The 16,211-nt window shown below is 40.2% G+C and carries 20 protein-coding genes; 12 read left to right on the forward strand and 8 right to left on the reverse strand.

What is annotated here, in order from left to right; translation table 11 throughout:
- Positions 1 to 144 precede the first annotated feature (144 nt).
- The 4 genes from D3873_RS01175 (at position 145) to D3873_RS01190 (ending at position 3,435) form a co-directional block, all read left to right on the forward strand.
- Positions 145 to 840, forward strand: a complete 696-nt coding sequence (locus tag D3873_RS01175) for a Crp/Fnr family transcriptional regulator (protein WP_119882292.1) — start codon at positions 145 to 147, stop codon at positions 838 to 840.
- Positions 841 to 1,174: 334 nt separating this feature from the next.
- Positions 1,175 to 1,297, forward strand: a complete 123-nt coding sequence (locus D3873_RS01180) for a cytochrome C oxidase subunit II (RefSeq protein ID WP_119882293.1) — start codon at positions 1,175 to 1,177, stop codon at positions 1,295 to 1,297.
- Between the two features lie 15 nt (positions 1,298 to 1,312).
- The gene (locus D3873_RS01185) at positions 1,313 to 1,786 is read left to right on the forward strand and encodes a cytochrome c oxidase subunit II (RefSeq protein ID WP_119882294.1); all 474 of its coding nucleotides are present in this window, start codon (positions 1,313 to 1,315) and stop codon (positions 1,784 to 1,786) included.
- Positions 1,783 to 3,435, forward strand: a complete 1,653-nt coding sequence (locus D3873_RS01190) for a b(o/a)3-type cytochrome-c oxidase subunit 1 (protein WP_119882295.1) — start codon at positions 1,783 to 1,785, stop codon at positions 3,433 to 3,435. Before D3873_RS01185 ends, D3873_RS01190 begins: the two co-directional genes overlap by 4 nt.
- 436 nt (positions 3,436 to 3,871) lie before the next feature.
- Here D3873_RS01190 and D3873_RS01195 read toward each other — a convergent pair whose 3' ends face one another.
- Entirely contained in the window at positions 3,872 to 4,336 is a 465-nt protein-coding gene (locus tag D3873_RS01195) for a DUF305 domain-containing protein (protein WP_119882296.1), read from the reverse strand.
- A 154-nt stretch (positions 4,337 to 4,490) separates the two neighbouring features.
- Here D3873_RS01195 and D3873_RS01200 point away from each other — a divergent pair, with 154 nt between their 5' ends.
- Together D3873_RS01200 and D3873_RS01205 are read left to right on the forward strand one after the other, a co-directional pair.
- Complete coding sequence (locus D3873_RS01200; RefSeq protein WP_119882297.1) at positions 4,491 to 4,811, forward strand: PadR family transcriptional regulator; 321 nt, start codon at positions 4,491 to 4,493, stop codon at positions 4,809 to 4,811.
- Complete coding sequence (locus D3873_RS01205; protein ID WP_119882298.1) at positions 4,808 to 5,830, forward strand: DUF4097 family beta strand repeat-containing protein; 1,023 nt, start codon at positions 4,808 to 4,810, stop codon at positions 5,828 to 5,830. Before D3873_RS01200 ends, D3873_RS01205 begins: the two co-directional genes overlap by 4 nt.
- Positions 5,831 to 6,105: 275 nt before the next feature.
- Here the strand turns inward: D3873_RS01205 and D3873_RS01210 are convergent, their stop codons facing one another.
- The 4 genes from D3873_RS01210 to D3873_RS01225 all read right to left on the reverse strand — a co-directional run bounded on the left by D3873_RS01210 (position 6,106) and on the right by D3873_RS01225 (position 8,536).
- On the reverse strand, positions 6,106 to 6,630 hold the full coding sequence (locus D3873_RS01210; protein ID WP_119882299.1) for a GNAT family N-acetyltransferase: 525 nt from the start codon (positions 6,628 to 6,630) through the stop codon (positions 6,106 to 6,108).
- A 19-nt stretch (positions 6,631 to 6,649) separates the two neighbouring features.
- On the reverse strand, positions 6,650 to 7,150 hold the full coding sequence (locus tag D3873_RS01215) for a methylated-DNA--[protein]-cysteine S-methyltransferase (protein ID WP_119882300.1): 501 nt from the start codon (positions 7,148 to 7,150) through the stop codon (positions 6,650 to 6,652).
- Entirely contained in the window at positions 7,122 to 7,706 is a 585-nt protein-coding gene (locus tag D3873_RS01220) for a bifunctional transcriptional activator/DNA repair enzyme AdaA (RefSeq protein ID WP_162920097.1), read from the reverse strand. Before D3873_RS01220 ends, D3873_RS01215 begins: the two co-directional genes overlap by 29 nt.
- A 104-nt stretch (positions 7,707 to 7,810) precedes the next feature.
- Positions 7,811 to 8,536, reverse strand: coding sequence for a ZIP family metal transporter (locus D3873_RS01225; protein WP_119882302.1), 726 nt, complete (start codon positions 8,534 to 8,536; stop codon positions 7,811 to 7,813).
- A gap of 94 nt (positions 8,537 to 8,630) precedes the next feature.
- Here D3873_RS01225 and D3873_RS01230 point away from each other — a divergent pair, with 94 nt between their 5' ends.
- The 6 genes from D3873_RS01230 (at position 8,631) to D3873_RS01255 (ending at position 12,062) form a co-directional block, all read left to right on the forward strand.
- The gene (locus tag D3873_RS01230) at positions 8,631 to 9,377 is read left to right on the forward strand and encodes a VC0807 family protein (RefSeq protein ID WP_205536274.1); all 747 of its coding nucleotides are present in this window, start codon (positions 8,631 to 8,633) and stop codon (positions 9,375 to 9,377) included.
- Positions 9,378 to 9,401: 24 nt separating this feature from the next.
- Positions 9,402 to 9,932 carry a dihydrofolate reductase family protein gene (locus tag D3873_RS01235; RefSeq protein ID WP_119882303.1) on the forward strand — a complete coding sequence of 177 codons (531 nt, stop codon included), beginning with the start codon at positions 9,402 to 9,404 and terminating at the stop codon, positions 9,930 to 9,932.
- 39 nt (positions 9,933 to 9,971) lie between these two features.
- On the forward strand, positions 9,972 to 10,355 hold the full coding sequence (locus D3873_RS01240; RefSeq protein WP_119882304.1) for a DUF3221 domain-containing protein: 384 nt from the start codon (positions 9,972 to 9,974) through the stop codon (positions 10,353 to 10,355).
- Positions 10,356 to 10,898 (forward strand): histidine phosphatase family protein, encoded by a 543-nt coding sequence (locus tag D3873_RS01245; RefSeq protein ID WP_119882305.1) that lies wholly within the window; start codon positions 10,356 to 10,358, stop codon positions 10,896 to 10,898.
- Between the two features lie 74 nt (positions 10,899 to 10,972).
- Positions 10,973 to 11,374, forward strand: coding sequence for a hypothetical protein (locus D3873_RS01250; protein ID WP_119882306.1), 402 nt, complete (start codon positions 10,973 to 10,975; stop codon positions 11,372 to 11,374).
- A 16-nt stretch (positions 11,375 to 11,390) separates the two neighbouring features.
- Positions 11,391 to 12,062 (forward strand): GNAT family N-acetyltransferase, encoded by a 672-nt coding sequence (locus D3873_RS01255; RefSeq protein ID WP_119882307.1) that lies wholly within the window; start codon positions 11,391 to 11,393, stop codon positions 12,060 to 12,062.
- Positions 12,063 to 12,455: 393 nt separating this feature from the next.
- Here D3873_RS01255 and D3873_RS01260 read toward each other — a convergent pair whose 3' ends face one another.
- The 3 genes from D3873_RS01260 to D3873_RS01270 form a co-directional block, all read right to left on the reverse strand.
- Positions 12,456 to 12,827, reverse strand: a complete 372-nt coding sequence (locus tag D3873_RS01260) for a VOC family protein (RefSeq protein WP_119882308.1) — start codon at positions 12,825 to 12,827, stop codon at positions 12,456 to 12,458.
- Positions 12,828 to 13,055: 228 nt separating this feature from the next.
- Positions 13,056 to 15,458, reverse strand: a complete 2,403-nt coding sequence (locus D3873_RS01265) for an immune inhibitor A domain-containing protein (protein ID WP_119882309.1) — start codon at positions 15,456 to 15,458, stop codon at positions 13,056 to 13,058.
- Positions 15,459 to 15,702: 244 nt separating this feature from the next.
- Positions 15,703 to 16,194, reverse strand: a complete 492-nt coding sequence (locus tag D3873_RS01270) for a cupin domain-containing protein (protein WP_119882310.1) — start codon at positions 16,192 to 16,194, stop codon at positions 15,703 to 15,705.
- Positions 16,195 to 16,211 lie beyond the last annotated feature (17 nt).

The following is a 16,211-nucleotide window of genomic DNA, read 5'->3' on the forward strand; positions in this document are numbered from 1 at the left end:
TACTAAAAATACTATAATTATGGCTATTTTCAATCGACTGAAAAAGATGAAATCTAGGGAGAAACGCACTCAATTTAATCTTAGAACTATGGTAAACTATAAATAACTATTAAGAATACTTCTTTATACGGAGGTGGAAATCGTATGTACGTGGAAAAAGAAACAATAAGTAATGATTTACAAGAATTACTTACGTTACCGCACCATGTGAAACATTTCACCAAAGATACCTACTTGTTCCGAGAAGGAGATCCAATTAAGTATCTTTATTTCCTTGTGAAGGGGAAAGTCCAATTAAGTAAAGTCACATCCGAAGGGCGAGAACTAACCCTTCGAATTTGTGGACGTAACCAGCTGCTAGGAGAAGTATATTTGTATACCGATGATTCTTCCTATATGTTGGATGCTAAAGTGAAAGATGACGTAGAATGTTTCGTTTTTCCATTGGAAGAGTTGGAAAAAGAGCTGCAACATAACGCCAGATTAGCCACTGCATTCATGAAATGGATGTGTACGAATCAACAAAAAACACAAACAAGATTTCGTGATTTGATTTTGCACGGGAAGAAAGGTGCGCTATATTCCACGCTCATTCGTTTATCGAATAGTTACGGAATACAGCGAGCGGACGGTATTTTAATTGATGTGCAGCTGACAAACCAAGAATTGGCAAACTTTTGTGGTATGGCGCGGGAAGTAGCAAATCGACTCCTTGGAGATCTGAAAAAAAACGAAATTGTCTCCAGTTGTGATGGCAAATTACTCATCCGCAATTTAAAATTCTTACAAGATGAAATTCAATGTGAACATTGTCCCGCTACATTGTGTCGAATAGATTAACAAGAAACGTATCCGTGAAAGATGGATGCGTTTTTTTGTTGTGTAAATGTGATGAAGACTGGATGTCAGGAAATTATTTCATTCAAGAGATAGGTAGGATAGTCGCTTCTCTTTCAGCGGAAAAGCCACTTCTATTGAGGCAAACATAACGAAAGCCTTTAAAGACCGATTTGCTTTCATCAAATCCTTACGTTCGCCATTTTTTGACAAAGTTATGTCCGATGGACGAGAAAAAGAATGATTTTTGTCACCTCTGTGATATTTATCACAGTAGCAAATTTTGGAATGATTTACCCTTAGAACAAGTAGAGTAAACGGGTGAGGTGAAAGCGGAATGGCAAAACAGAAAAAGGTTCAAGAAGAGAATTTGAAAGGAACATTGATTAGTGTATTTTTTGTTGGATTAGTCATTGTCGTGATGTGGGTAGCAGTGTATCTCATGTATTTAGCGCGTTAAGAAAGGAGAAAGAACATGCATCTTCATAAATTTGAAAAAATCTGGTTAACATTCGGCGTCGCGTGTTTAGTTGTCTTTGTCAGCATTGTTGGTGTGAGTGCATTTACACAAGATCATACGCCAGCAGGAGGGCTAGAAACAATCGACCCAGAGAAAGTGGATCAAACAGCACCATTTGATCATCCTGGTGTTACACAGATTGACGATAATACGTATCAAGCAACAATCGTAGCGATGACATTTGGTTACGAAGCACCAGACTTAAAGGTGCCAGTTGGCAAAGAAGTGATTTTTAAAGTAACAAGTAAAGATGTGGTTCACAGCTTTACAATTGATAACACAAATATCAATATGATGGTCGTACCAGGTCAAATAACAACTAAGTCGTATACGTTTGAAAAACCCGGCAAGTATTTAATCTTGTGTAATGAATATTGTGGCTCCGGTCACCATTTTATGTCGACAGAAATTGAGGTGACAGAATCATGATACCTGTTGCAGATCGAAAATTAGCGCTTTGGAATATCGGTGTAGCGTATACAGCCTTCTTAATCGGAACACTAGCTGGTTTACTCCAAGTGTTTATTCGTAATGATAAATTAGAATTGCCAGCATGGTTAGATTACTATCAAATCTTAACGGCTCATGGTGTATTATTAGCACTTATATTTACAACATTTTTCATCTTTGCATTCTTTGTTACTGGTTTCAGTAAAAGTTTAGGAGCATTTGGTCCAAAAGTGTTGCTTTGGAATTGGATTGGGTTTGCGGTGATGTTCGGTGGAACCGTTCTTGCGACGGTAATGATCGTTTCTGGAAAAGCATCTGTTCTCTATACGTTTTACGCACCGCTTATGGCAAGTCCTTGGTATTATGTGGGTCTCGCATTATTTGTAGTAGGTTCATGGATTATGGGATTCGCACTAGTGGGACACTACTGGAGATGGCGTAAAGAGCATCCGGGTGAACTTAGCCCTTTATTCGCTTTTATGGGTGTCTCCACAATCGTATTATGGGTTATCGCGTGTCTTGGGGTTGTGGCGACGGTTTTATTCCAATACATTCCTTGGGCATTTGGTTGGGTAGATACGATTAATGTAGAGCTTAGCCGTTCGTTGTTTTGGTATTTCGGACATCCACTAGTTTACTTCTGGTTACTACCAGCATACATGGCGTGGTATGTCGTGGTTCCTAAATTATTAGGAGTAAAAGTATTTAGTGATTCTCTTGCTCGACTTGCGTTCGTGTTGTTCATCCTGTTCTCGATTCCAGTTGGTTTTCATCACCAATTAACAGAACCAGGGATTTCGAACTTCTGGAAATTCTTACAAGTCGTGTTAACGTTCATGGTAATTATTCCTTCTTTATTAACTGCCTTTTCTATGTTTGCAACATTTGAACGTTCGGGCAGAAAAAATGGTGGAAAAGGTTTATTTGGATGGTTTACAAAACTTCCTTGGAGAGATGTACGATTTACCTCGATCTTTGTAGCGATGGCGTTTTTCATTCCTGGAGGCGCTGGTGGGATTATTAATGCTAGTTTCCAATTGAATGAAATCGTGCATAATACACTTTGGATTGTAGGGCATTTTCATATTACGGTCGGAACTCCAGTAGCGATGACATTTATGGGCGTTACTTTCTGGATGGTTCCTTACTTAACAGGAAGAAAGTTCTCGAAAACGATGGCTCGATTAGGGTTCATTCAAATCGGGACGTGGGCAGTCGGTATGCTATTGATGAGTACATCTCAGCATATTTTAGGGTTGCTTGGCGCACCTCGAAGAACCGCGTATGCAGGCTACAATAATCACCCTTCTGCACTTGAATGGTTTGATGGATTACTTACAAATCACGTCACGATGGCGGTGGGAGGAAGCATCTTATTCTTATCTGCGATGCTACTGATTTACATTGTCATCATGAGTATGTTCTTATCACCAAAAGCAGTGGAAGCACATGAATTCGTGGAATTCCCAATGGCGGACAGTGATAAAGAAGCAACTCCAGCATTTTTAGAAAACTGGGTACTATGGATTGGCGTTGCGTTCATGCTGATCATCATTGCATATGCAATTCCACTCGCACAAATGATTCAACACGCGCCGCCAGGATCAAAAGGATTTATCACATGGTAGGAGTTGAGTGAAATGGTACTAATGTTAATCTTTTTCTTTATCGTAATCGTTTTAACAACCGGAATGTTAGTAGAGTTAAATACAAACGAAGATTAATCGATTTCCCGTCATCCTTTTGGTGGCGGGATTTTCTATATGGAAAAGTTAGTAGTTTTTTGGAATGAAAGACTTCATTTGGCGACGCAAAACGGCTCTGTATGGAGTTTTGACAAGAAAAAAGCAATATAAAAACACCCCGCCCGTAGGCAAGGTGTATCTCGAAAGTTTGCGGCGTTCCAAACCACGCTCCACAACGTGTTCCTTTTCAGGAGTGTTTGTACGTCTTACGCAAACGAGCTCATCGCGCTCCTAACTTTAAAGTGTTCGAAGAGAAAAGTCAAGAGTATCGTAGATTAGAGGGAAAAGGTGGGACTGTTGAGTATTGAATGAATCTCATTTAGTCCTTCTTGTCCTCTTGATCCTCTAAGTCTTTAATCAATTTTTTCATTTCGGCAATTTCTTCTTTTTGCGTTTTGATGATTCCATCTGCTAATTCACGCACTCGGGGGTCAGAAATGTTTGCCCGTTCCGATGTCAGTATCGCAATAGAGTGATGCGGAATCATCGCTTCCATCCACGCCACATCATCTACGGTAGATTGACTGCGGACGAGTGTAAGCGACAAGGCAAAGACAATCACGCTTACAGCGAGTATACCAATGTTTGCTTTTTTGTTATCATACATTTTCCACATGAATAGTAGCATAATAATGGACATTACAGACCCCATAATGAGTGCCATATATACTCGTGTCTGGCTATAGAAAATATGATCGAGTTGGAAAACATTTAAATACATGAGCCAGTACATCAGAAAAGTAGAAGTGGCGATCATGATGAAAAACTTTACGTATTTGTTCATTCCTTTTTCTCCTTCCATTATGTCGATAGTAAAATTTTCCCTAGAAAACGAAATCTAAACAAGAAGTTGGACTATTTATTGACCAGTACCTTGCAATGAATAATACATCATGTTATAGTACTGTATAATAAATAGTACTGAAGGGAGGAACATCATGAACATTCAATTCAAGAAAGGCGTCCTTAACTTATGTGTCGTTGCATTAGTGGATCAGAAAGATCGCTATGGCTATGAATTAGTTCAAGCGATTTCTACTCAAATTGAAATTTCCGAGGGATCAGTTTATCCATTACTTCGGCGCTTAACTTCCGAAGGGTATTTTGAGACATATTTAGTCGAATCAACCGAAGGGCCGCCTCGGAAATATTATCGGATTACGCCAGAAGGAAAAGACTATTTACAAAAGCAATTGGGAGAGTGGGAACACTTTATGGAAGGTGTTCAAAATTTACTTTACAAGGGGGACTCAAAATGACAGAGTCAGTATTTTTAGAACAACTAAAAAATGCATTAGGAGCACTACGAGAAAGTGAACGACAAGATATCGTGGCAGATTTTCGGGAGTATTTCGCAAATGGTAGAGAAGATGGAAAAACAGATGAAGAAATTGCGAGTTCACTTGGAGATCCTTACGAATTAGCAAAAGAAATGTTAGTCGCCTATACAATCGAAGACAGATTTGAAGCAGTCGTGCCTGATAAAGGGGACTTTACAAAAGTACTGATTGAATCCGAACATGCGAAGCTTATTATTGGACCTTCTCCAGATGATCAACCACATGCAGAAATGATGGATCATACATCCGATACGACTCTCTCAATGGATGTAGTAGGAGATACGTTAGAAATTAAAGTGATTCAGAAAAAACGGAAGATGTTCATTTTTAATATATCGTTTACAACAACGTCACCAGTCGTGAAGATCTTATTGCCAAAAAGAACATACGAATCGTTTATGGTGGAAAATGATAATGGAGCAACACTTATTAACGAAGTTGCTGCGCTGATTTATAAGGTTGAATCCGATAATGGCCGAATTGAGGTCCAAGATGCGGTGGCAGAAGAATTTCAAGCGGTGACAGATAACGGTCGTGTTATGCTGACGAATGTAAAAGCGCGAAATGTTCATGCAGAAACTGACAATGGGAGAATTGAGCTCAAATCAATTGAAGCACTATCCGTTTATGCGAAATCAGATAACGGCAGAATTGAACTTGAGAAAGTGATAGGAAAACTTCACGCGGAAACAGACAACGGGCGTATTAACGCATATATTCCGATAGTGACACAAGCAGTACGTTTTGAAACAGACAATGGTGCGATTGAATTAGCAATGGATCGTCAGCCTGAAAACGCAACCATTCGCACAAAAAAGGATTGGGGAAGTGTCGAAATCTTTGGTGAAAAAGCTCGTGAAAGAGTGTTCGGAGATGGTTCTACCTTAATCGATTTAAAAACGGATAATGGCAGTATTAAAGTGAAAAATCGCATGTAACTGAAATTGCACGGTAGAAGGGTAGTACTCCTTCTCCGTGCTATTGCTTTCAATGAAGTGAGTTTTCCCATAGATACGTGAAAAATGCCCATAGAAAGACGAAATCGCCCATAGAAACGTTTTATTTCCCATAGAAGCGACTGAATTTCTCATAGAGAGACGATAGTTTCCCATAGATCAAATTTTACAATGAATAATGGATAGAGTTGTTAGCAATTTGATGGGTAAAACATTATCTCGAGAATGGTGAATCAAAACAGAGGGAACATCTCCTCTTATACAAACTTGCACATGATGATATCGGCGATATATTCTGTTTCACTAAGTTTAATCTCTCGAATTTTCCTGCCTTCTTCTTGAAAACCCATCTTCTGATACAAAGCGATCGCCTGAGAATTTGTTGAAAAAACGCCTAAAGATACTTTTTCAATAGACGGATGTTTTTCTGCCCAATCGAGTAAAGCGGATAGAAGCAGTTTTCCAATCCCTTTGGAGCGATGTTCTTTCGCAATCGACATGGAAATCGTTCCTGTATGCGCAAGACGCTCATAGATTTGTGCACGGAATCGAATAGAACCAATTACTTTGTTCTCCGATTCTGCAACCAATATCAGGTCGTTTTCAGAAGCTAAGACGGATTGAATTTGCTTCAAGTGATTTTCTGCAGTGACACCTTCCATATCTTTTGGAACGACGATAAAATAGTCACCTTCCGAAATATCAGATTGTTGAATGTTAAATAAATCGTTCGCATCGCTTTCTGAAACTGGTCGGATGATGACTGTCTGTTTTTGAGTCATATTCTTTTTCCCCTATCTTTTAACGTCGTTCAAGTGTCAATAGTTCTTCTTTCAATTTTAGTCCCCCTCGGAATCCCGTTAGGGTTCCGTTACGCCCAATAACGCGATGACACGGGATGAATACCATGACAGGGTTGGCTCCGATTGCGCCACCTACAGCTCGAACAGCGGATGGCTTTCCAATTTCGGCAGCGATTTCCCCGTAAGAGACCGTCTTCCCATATGGGATTTTTTGAAGCGCGTTCCATACCGATTGTTGAAAATCTGTTCCGCGTAGGTCAAGTGTCACATCAGCATGTCTTTCATTGCCAAAAAAATACTGATCCAGGGCTGTAGTTGCTACTTGAAGTTTCGGTGGATTTTGTTCAAATGTTGCTTTTGGAATTTTCTTCTGTGCCCACGTTTCGAGTTCGTGAAATCCTTCGTTTGGGGAACCGATGAAGCAAAGTCCTTTTTCTGTTGCAGCTAGAATATACGTGTCTTCAGTTGGTTTAGCGCTTGTCCAAAAGATCGTTTCCATGAGATCGTTGCTCCTTTCGAAATTGCAGCGGTGTGCAGGAAGTGAATTTTTTGAATGTGGTAATGAAATAAGCAGTGGTGCCATATCCGACTTTTGTTGCGACGCGGGATATTGGCCATTCTGTCGTGCTCAGCAAGTGTTTTGCATACTCGATTCTGTGTTGTTGGACGAGTGCCAGTGGAGCGAGCCCAGTGTGTTTTTTAACCGTTCGATGAACATGGGAGGGGCTGCCGTGACAGGCGTCTGCGATTGTTTGAAGTGTCAAGGGTAGTTGGAAATGATGCGCGATGTATTCCTCGATGACGTGTACCCATTCTTTCTCTGGCAATAAAAGATTGTCCGGTTTGCACCGCTTGCAAGGACTATATCCGGCACGAACGAAATCGGAGGAATCGTTCGAAATATGCACATTTTCTCGCTTCGGCGTTCTGGATTTGCACGAGACCTTGCAAAATATGTGTGTCGAGGATACGCCATAAAAGAAGGAAGCGTCGTGTTTAGCATCATTTTGTACAATCGCATCCCATTCACTATCTGTCGGTCTACGAATTTCCATCCTCCACACTCCTTTTGTTAGAAGTATACTAAATTGGTTGTAGGAATTGCGGATTTGGGCAATAAAAAAGCAAGATAACGAAATTTCCGTCATCTTGCACGTTCTTAAAATGTTGTTAAAACGAGTGAAACTAATAATCCAGCAGCCGCCACAAATCCAACGACTGGACCACCCTCTTCATAGGCTTCAGGCATCATAGTTGATGCAACCATTGCCATAATGCCACCACCTGCAAAGGACGCGATCAATGCGAGTGTCGATTCACTTACCCCTTCTAAAAAGAAATACCCTCCAAAAGAGCTAAGTGCAGCAACTGCAAGAACAGCAATCCACATCCAAATAATTTTCCCTTTCGAGAAACCACTACTTTGCAGACCTGTCGTACTAGAAAGTCCTTCAGGGAAGTTACTCAAGAAAATCGCGATTACCAGTAACCAGCTGACACTCCCACCAGTTGTTAAACTTGCCCCAATCATAATAGATTCGGGAATGGCATCCATCACAGTGCCTAGGAAAATCGCTAGACCCGATCCTGCAGCGGCATGTGCATGGGAGCGTTTCCGATGTTGAGCCCCTCTTTTTTGTAACCAAAAATCAAATAATGTGAAAATAAGTGCACCACTCAAAAATCCGATAATAATAGGTGTAAGTCCAGATTTCTCCGCCGATTCACCGAGAAGTTCAAAAGTTGCGGCACCCATTAAAACCCCTGTACCAAAACTCATAATAATTCCAATTCCACGTTTAGGGATGTGCGTGAAAAGAGCCACAAGTGCGCCAATTAAGACGGCAGAACCTGAAACGCCTCCCCATAAAACAGCTTGCCACATGAGCATCTACCTCCAATAATTCTCTTTACCACTCATGGAAATTTTCAATCCTACCGGGGAAAAAAATGTATACTTAAAGGAAGGGGGAACGAATGTGAAATCGAAAATTTTAGTATTAGATATTTTGTTTTATGTAGCATTACCATTAATAGTTTGGAACTTACTGAGAGATACAATTGGCGATTATTATGCCATGCTGCTGACAGGAGTACCAGCCATCATTTATAGCTTGTATCGCTTTTATGAAATGAAGCGAGTGAACGTGACAGGAATCTTTATTTTAGCTTCGTTATTTATCGGACCAGCTGTTGATTTATTATCAGGATCAGCAATCCGTTTGTTATGGAATAACGTGATATTAACCATTGTCATTGCAGCCTTTTTTATCGGGACAGTGGTGGCACGAAAACCATTAGCGCTGTATTTTGCATTGGATGTCGCAGAATTACAAGGGTATGATCGTACATTTAGTTATCGTCTATATACAGAAAAGAAATTGTTTATCGTCTTTCAAGCAATCACGCTTTTATTTGCGTTAAGAAGCTTAATTATGGCGGCCGTCAATTCATGGCTTATCTCGACTTACGGCGTGGAAGCATTTGACGAAGGAATCGTTCTAAAACAAGTCCTGAACTGGGCGGGTACGTTTGTCATTGTCATTGGATTTGTGTATATTTCTAAAATCATTCAAGATTCACCAGAAATTATTCAAAAACTCGAGCTTGAGCTGGGAATGAAATACGAAACACCTGAAGACGTCGAATCGACTTCGGAGGAAACTAGTACTGCAGAACGTGAGAGCACAGAAGTAGAAGAGATGGAAACAAGAAAAGATACGTAACTATTGGAGTTAGAGGTGTCGTCTATGGGAAATCGGAACGTGGTGTTATTTATCGCGACAAGTTTGGACGGGTTTATTGCCACAAAAGACGGTGAACTCGATTGGCTGTTTCGAGTAGAAGGAGAAGGCGATAATGGGTATACCGAATTTTATGAGACGATTGACACGATGCTTCTTGGAAGAAAATCGTATGAACATGTTCTGCGTTTAACGGAAGGGGACTATCCACACCGAGACCGAGTAAATTATGTCTGGACATCTAGTAAGCGTAAAGACGAAGAAAATGTGCATTTCGTCAACGAGTCAGTAGAAACAGTGATTCGCCGCCTAAAAAAAGAACCTGGAAAAGACTTGTGGCTTGTTGGTGGTTCGGAACTCATTGCGGAATGTTTGAAAGCAAATCTGGTCGATAAAATTATTTTAACAACTGCACCGATACTTGTCGGAGAAGGAATTCCTCTTTTTCCAACAGGATTTTCACTCGACTCTCTCGAATTAGTGGATATAAAACAATTTGGACAATTTGTTCAAACAGTATATGTAAACAAAGGATAAATGGCAATCTCACTCTATCCGTCGTACTCGTAGGAAGGGATGAAACGTATTGTGAAGGGGACATCTTGGCAATTATATCTATTTTTCGGATTGTTACTCATTGGTCTATGTGTTTTTTTATTTTTAGCAAGTCAAAAAGAAGACATCGCTACGCCGAAAGTTTTGTATGAAGGATATGTAGCGGAACAAGAATTTAACCGCATCCTCGTTGTAACTGCTGAAGTATGGGAAAAAAATAAAGATCTGCCTAATGTAAATTGGGGAGAGGAAGACCCTCAATGTATATGGTTTACATTTCCTGAAAAACATGTAGACGTGAAACGAGGAAATGAAGTCACCGTGACGTTTAACGGGGTAGTGCAAGAATCTCTACCTGGTAAAGCAAATGCAGATAAAATAACCGTACGGAAGGAGCAGAACTAAGTGAAAAAAATCTATGTCGTACGACACTGTCAAGCAGAGGGGCAAGCGCCAGAAGCACAATTGACAGCAGAAGGTGCAAAACAGGCGGAGCAACTTGCGGTATTTTTTGAAGGAATAACGCTCACGAAGGTACTTTCAAGTCCCTTTGTACGGGCTATGCAGTCAGCAGAGCCACTAGCAAGAGAACAAAAGGTGGAAATTGTGGTCGAAGAGGGATTAGCGGAACGAGTTCTTTCGACTGCGCACATGGATAATTGGTTAGAGAAATTACAAGAGACATATCGAGACTTAGAACTTTCTTTTGACGGAGGAGAAACGAGTCGCGCTGCTATGAACCGAATCGTATCAGTTACAGAAGCACTTTGGAATGAAGACGGGGAAGCAGCAGTCCTTGTAACACATGGTAACATCATGAGCTTACTGCTGAAACATTACGAAGAATCGCATGGATTTGCGACGTGGGTCAAGTTAACGAATCCTGATGTATACGTTCTTGAAAAAGAAGCAGATATCGTATCGGTACAACGTGTTTGGAAGGAATAAAAATTGTATTTCCAAAAAATAGTCCTTTTGCTACAATTTCCATGTATGGGAAATTTATATAAGGGGATAGATCGATGGAGCACGAAGTACAAACAATTAAAATTAATCAACCGGCACTAATCTTGAAAGCATTTGCAGTTGGGGTACCGATTATTGTTTTTTTCAAATTACTCGAGTATAACCTACTACTTGCTATAGGTGCGACACTTCTTGTGGCCTTATATGAAGTCTGGATGATCCGAATGGAAGTGAACAAACCATTTCATTTCTATCAAGATCGATTTGATGGGACAGTAAATAGTATTGGGATCAAAATGTCCTATGATGAGATTGAATCGGTTGAAGTAACGGACAAACACTTTGTCATCGTGACACATGACAACAAGCGGACAAAAAAGATGAAGCGAAATCCAAGGTCAGAACAACTTTTACAATACCTAACTATGAGAGTACCAGAGAAAATTCGAGCAGTGTAAAGCTAGGAGGAGTTCGATGTACCGTAAAGAACAGTACGTTTTTTTAGGCAATGAACCCGTGAAAGCAATCGTTCGTAATTATCAAAAAGAAGATTTTAGCGAGTTAATGCGTGTACAACGTGAAAGTTTTCCACCTCCTTTTCGACAAGACCTTTTATGGTCGGAGGAGCAATTGGAGAGTCATCTTGCAACTTACCCGGAAGGGTCATTTTGTGTCGAGATCGAAGGAGAAGTTGTTGGTTCAATCACAGGGATGAAAATAAACTTTGACTCGAATAGCGTGAGTCACTCTTGGGAAGAAGTAACCAATCAGGGATACATAGTTAGTCACGACCCGGATGGAGATACTCTTTATGTCGTTGATATTTGTGTTCGACCTGCGTATCGAAAATTAGACGTAGGTAAAATGTTATTGCATGCTATGTACGAAAGAGTCGTCTATGAAGGAATGACGAGAGTGCTTGGAGGCGGCAGAATGCCTGGTTATTCTCAGTATGCGGAGCAGGCTACTCCAGAGGAATATGTAGAACGAGTTGTTGCGGGTGTTTGGCGAGATCCAGTAATTACGTTTATGCTACGATGTGGAAGGTCTCCAGTCGCTATCGTGACGAATTATTTAGAGGATGAGGCGTCACATAACTTCGGCTTACTAATGGAGTGGAGAAATCCATTTATCACAACTACATAAGCGGAAAAACCGTTTCTTACGATTGGGGTGGCCATTCGTGAGAGACGGTTTTTTGTTTGTAGAGTAAGTTTTCGAGACAAAATGGAGTGATTGGAAGAAAAATTCCATGGGATCCTATCTATTTTGGGACCAGCCCATTTCTACGAACTTCCAGCCCAAAATGAATAAATCCCGAGACATTAGACAATTGTTTCCAGTAAAATTAAGTCGACTTAGTATCCTTGTTCTCTTATAAAGCCAGAACTTTGGAATGAAGATTAATAATCCTTTACAGGCGTATTTGTACGGTGAATAAAAATGGTTTTAGATTGATAGGACCAGTAGACAAGAGTATTCCCATTTTACTAATTTTTTCTTGAAGAACCATAGAAGTCACCTTTATTAATTGCCCTATTACCAATGAGCTTGCAGTTTATTGCCACTTAGATCATAGAAATAGAAATATAAGTGACCATTATCTTCTTGTATATCCTCCACATTCACACGATTTTTAACTAAATGTTGATGAAATTCATGTAAATTCGGACTTGTAAATCCGATGATAAATTCATTTTCATTATTAATAGTAAAATGTGCAAATGTTTCATCTGTTGTAGAAACTAAGATGAGCAAGAAAGGTCCTTCATTTACTTTTATAATGGCCATGTCCTCTGTGATGTTCAATAACTGGAACCTTAATATGTCTCTATACCATTGTGCAGAAAGTTCTAAATTTCTTACCGGAATTCTTATATAATGTACTTGTTCGATAAACGATTTACTCACAGTATCCTCTCCTTTGCTAAGTCGTGTCTTTAAAAAAGTTCTTCATGCCTCTCCCTTTTTCCTTCACTTAACCGAACTCTCTTTTAGATTTTCTTGTAACTAATTAGACGTGAGCTTGTCAAAATACCTAGCCACCGTAATTTACCGCAACGTTCTCTTAAACCATTCCTATATGATTCTCATAACAATAAAAAACCGCTACGATGTGACTCGTAGCGGCTGAAATGCTTATTTATACAGAACAATCGATCCAACTGATTTGTCTTTCGCTTGCCCATTTACCATTACTTTTAAGCCGTAATTAGTAATGTTACGTCCAGCATCTGGCATGTACGTATTTGCAAATGAATTCGCGTCGTCAAACAATTTAATTCCTTTTTGACTTGCATACGATAAGGATTGAGCACCTGGGTAAACTAAGTCTAGCCCAGAAGTATTATCTAAACCGAATGCAGCGTCAGCTAAATGGTAACGTGTACTAGCTTGTACTGGCTCCGATCCATCCGCAAATGACCATAACAAGTTATTGTTTGCATGTGCATCTACTAATCCAATGAATCCGTCACCTGGGTGAACTCCTGTCCAGTTGTCTGTGAATGAAGGATCCACGTACCAAACTAAAAGTCCAGCGTCATAGCTCATGATAGAAGCCCCACGAGCGATGTGTGCTAATCCGGTATCAACGCCTTTATGATTTCTCCACTCAAGTAAGTAGTAGTGATCAGAGTAGTTATATCCATCGTTGCGAACGAAGCCATTTAATTCAAACGGACCATCAGCAACTTCTGCTCCGTCTTCCACGATTGTTTGGCCATCCGCCACGACTTTCACGTTATCGGCGAAGAATCCAGTTTGAGAAGAACCCCAATCCGTTGCGTAACGTAGTGAAACTAAAATTTCTTGTCCAGCATAAGCAGATAAGTCAAAGCTTTGTGCTTGCCATCCATCCGATTCACCAGTGAATCCAGGCATTGAATCGATAATAGTTGGATACGCTTCAGGTACTGCAGTGCTTTTCGTGTTTTCATTTCCTAAAGAAGTCCAAGTTGCCCCACCGTCAGTCGAAACTTGAGCGAATGCAAAATCCCAATCTTCTTCAATTGAATACCATGCGTCAAATGTTAAAGTAGCAGAACTTTTACCTGTTAAATCAACAGAAGAAATGATGCGGTTATCAATTTCATCTCCATTGCCACCCCAGAAATGGTATGAACCAGTGTTTGGTGATACCAAAGGTGATTTCTTTTGCGGTAAATTCACACGTACAGCTTGACTATTTTTCCCTAAAGGAGAATTTGCTTGGTCAAGAAGCACTTGTGATCCTTTTTTCGAAATGTCATCAAAATTCATCACTGTTGGCTCAAACCATTCGCCACCAAGGGTTGCTTGTAAATATTGTTTTGCCAGTGGAGAGAATCCTGTTGGCTCTGTACCAGGAATTGTCCCAGCCCATGAACCACTAGCCATAATAGACCAGTACCCTACAGCTTCACCAGTTCCAGAGTAAATTGTGTCATACTCATCTGGATAGCCTAAGTCGTGACCGTATTCATGTGCAAATACACCAGTTGCGCCATCTTCAGGCATTACTGTGTAATCGTAGAAACCAGGTAATCCACTTCCTAGACCGTCAAGGTCAACAAATTTAGCAGAACGGTGAGACCAAATTGCGTCATCGCCTTGTGCTCCACCACCAGCTTCTTGTCCCATTCCAGCATGGATAATTTGTAAATGGTCAACCAAGCCATCTGGCTCCCAGAAGTTCCCATCTCCATCCAAATCGTGTGGATCTTCTAAATCGTAGTCTTCAAGCGGGATTCCAGCTGCTAAAGCTGCTTTATACGTATCCACTATTAACTGTTTAGAACCACCTGGATTCACGTTATCGTGTCCACCAGTTGAACGGTCCCCACCATAATAAGCTGCTGTTCCTGGAACTTCTAGCCAACCGTAAGCTTTTCCTTCGATTGTATACGTTCCGCCAGATTGCTCTTCATAGAATTGCTTTTGAGAAACAAAGTTCTCACCATTTGGACCTTCTACTCCATTGTCTCCAAAAATCATGTCTTCGAAGTGCTCTAAATTGTAATCTTCATAGTAATTATCCGTATCTGTTGGAAGAATGCTATTGTGTTTAACATCTGCATATTCCACCGTTAACGTTAACAATTTTCCTTTTGAAACAACACCAGGAGATTTCCCTTCTGAAACTGGAGCAGGGTTCCCTTTCACTTGACCATTCTTGTTTCCTTTACCTTTTAACAAACCTTTATTGAAGTCTTTCACTTTCTTTTCTTTCTTTTTCTCTGCTTTTTTCGCTTTATCTGCTAATGGATCTGCAGTAGTTGAAGGAGTTGCTTGTCCTTTTTTTGCAATGTATTTTTGCAGCCCTGCTTGCTTTTCTTTTTCCGTTGCGTTCTTTGCAATCACGCCACGTTTTTGTAGAGCTTCGATCAATTTCTCATCATTTACAATAGAAAGATCGATGCCTCCAGCAAAATGAGATGTTTGTGAAACTTGCTTGTGTAGAGGTGCATCGTTTGTTGGTGCAGCTAAACTTCCAGAAGTACCAGCTAGAAGTGATCCTGCGAACACTGCTGATGCAATACTTGATTTCCAAAACTTGTTCAAATCATTACCCCCTTGGAATTTATACAACAGTTATAGAATATTCAAAAAACTCCGACTATACCATATGCTTCCAATACTATTTTTTGGAATAAAAATAAAAGACTATTAGCAGGTGTCAGAGTATTCAGAAAGTATCTATTTATCTACCAATTCGTGGGGTTTTTATGTAAAAAGCACCATTTCGACAAGAGGTGCTATGATTCTACTTTCAGGATAGGAGGGACAATTTATCCATATAAACCGGTTAATCTTTCCAATAAAGAGGTACGGGGCCTTTGTGACCATACACAGGATCTAACGTTGGCAAAGGAATACGTTCAATAGATGCAACAGCTTTTGTAAAAAACGTTTCTTTTTCTGTTAAAACATCGTATTCCATCCCATCAGGATAAGCACCAATTACTTGAAAAGATTCTGAAGCAGAAATTTTACGATGTCCAGTGCCCCCTGGTAATAAAAGGACATCACCAGCTTTCACATGAACCATTTGTCCGTTTTCTCCTCCAAGCATTAATTTCGCGTGTCCACTAATGACACCTAGTACCTCGTGGGCAGTGCTGTGATAATGCGTATAATTGAAAATCGTATCTTTCCAACTGTTTCTCCAATTATTTAGTGTGAATACCGTTTTTATTTCGTTCGGGTGCTCCCGAAAGACTTGCTGATAGATTAGTACTGGTAATTCTGGATTATTCGGAATCCAACCAGAGGGCTGAAAATACATTCGCTTAATCATCGGATTCTTCCTCTCCA

This window comes from Paenisporosarcina cavernae (genome assembly GCF_003595195.1).
Classification (GTDB): Bacteria; Bacillota; Bacilli; order Bacillales_A; family Planococcaceae; genus Paenisporosarcina; species Paenisporosarcina cavernae.

Coding starts and splice junctions, on each gene's coding strand:
- D3873_RS01205 (WP_119882298.1), top strand. CDS start 4,808: ATGACAGAGTCAGTATTTTTAGAACAACTAAAAAATGCATTAGGAGCA.
- D3873_RS01200 (WP_119882297.1), top strand. CDS start 4,491: ATGAACATTCAATTCAAGAAAGGCGTCCTTAACTTATGTGTCGTTGCA.
- D3873_RS01235 (WP_119882303.1), top strand. CDS start 9,402: ATGGGAAATCGGAACGTGGTGTTATTTATCGCGACAAGTTTGGACGGG.
- D3873_RS01210 (WP_119882299.1), bottom strand. CDS start 6,630: ATGACTCAAAAACAGACAGTCATCATCCGACCAGTTTCAGAAAGCGAT.
- D3873_RS01255 (WP_119882307.1), top strand. CDS start 11,391: ATGTACCGTAAAGAACAGTACGTTTTTTTAGGCAATGAACCCGTGAAA.
- D3873_RS01195 (WP_119882296.1), bottom strand. CDS start 4,336: ATGAACAAATACGTAAAGTTTTTCATCATGATCGCCACTTCTACTTTT.
- D3873_RS01240 (WP_119882304.1), top strand. CDS start 9,972: ATGAAACGTATTGTGAAGGGGACATCTTGGCAATTATATCTATTTTTC.
- D3873_RS01185 (WP_119882294.1), top strand. CDS start 1,313: ATGCATCTTCATAAATTTGAAAAAATCTGGTTAACATTCGGCGTCGCG.
- D3873_RS01215 (WP_119882300.1), bottom strand. CDS start 7,150: ATGGAAACGATCTTTTGGACAAGCGCTAAACCAACTGAAGACACGTAT.
- D3873_RS01250 (WP_119882306.1), top strand. CDS start 10,973: ATGGAGCACGAAGTACAAACAATTAAAATTAATCAACCGGCACTAATC.
- D3873_RS01180 (WP_119882293.1), top strand. CDS start 1,175: ATGGCAAAACAGAAAAAGGTTCAAGAAGAGAATTTGAAAGGAACATTG.
- D3873_RS01220 (WP_162920097.1), bottom strand. CDS start 7,706: ATGGAAATTCGTAGACCGACAGATAGTGAATGGGATGCGATTGTACAA.
- D3873_RS01225 (WP_119882302.1), bottom strand. CDS start 8,536: ATGTGGCAAGCTGTTTTATGGGGAGGCGTTTCAGGTTCTGCCGTCTTA.
- D3873_RS01175 (WP_119882292.1), top strand. CDS start 145: ATGTACGTGGAAAAAGAAACAATAAGTAATGATTTACAAGAATTACTT.
- D3873_RS01270 (WP_119882310.1), bottom strand. CDS start 16,194: ATGATTAAGCGAATGTATTTTCAGCCCTCTGGTTGGATTCCGAATAAT.
- D3873_RS01190 (WP_119882295.1), top strand. CDS start 1,783: ATGATACCTGTTGCAGATCGAAAATTAGCGCTTTGGAATATCGGTGTA.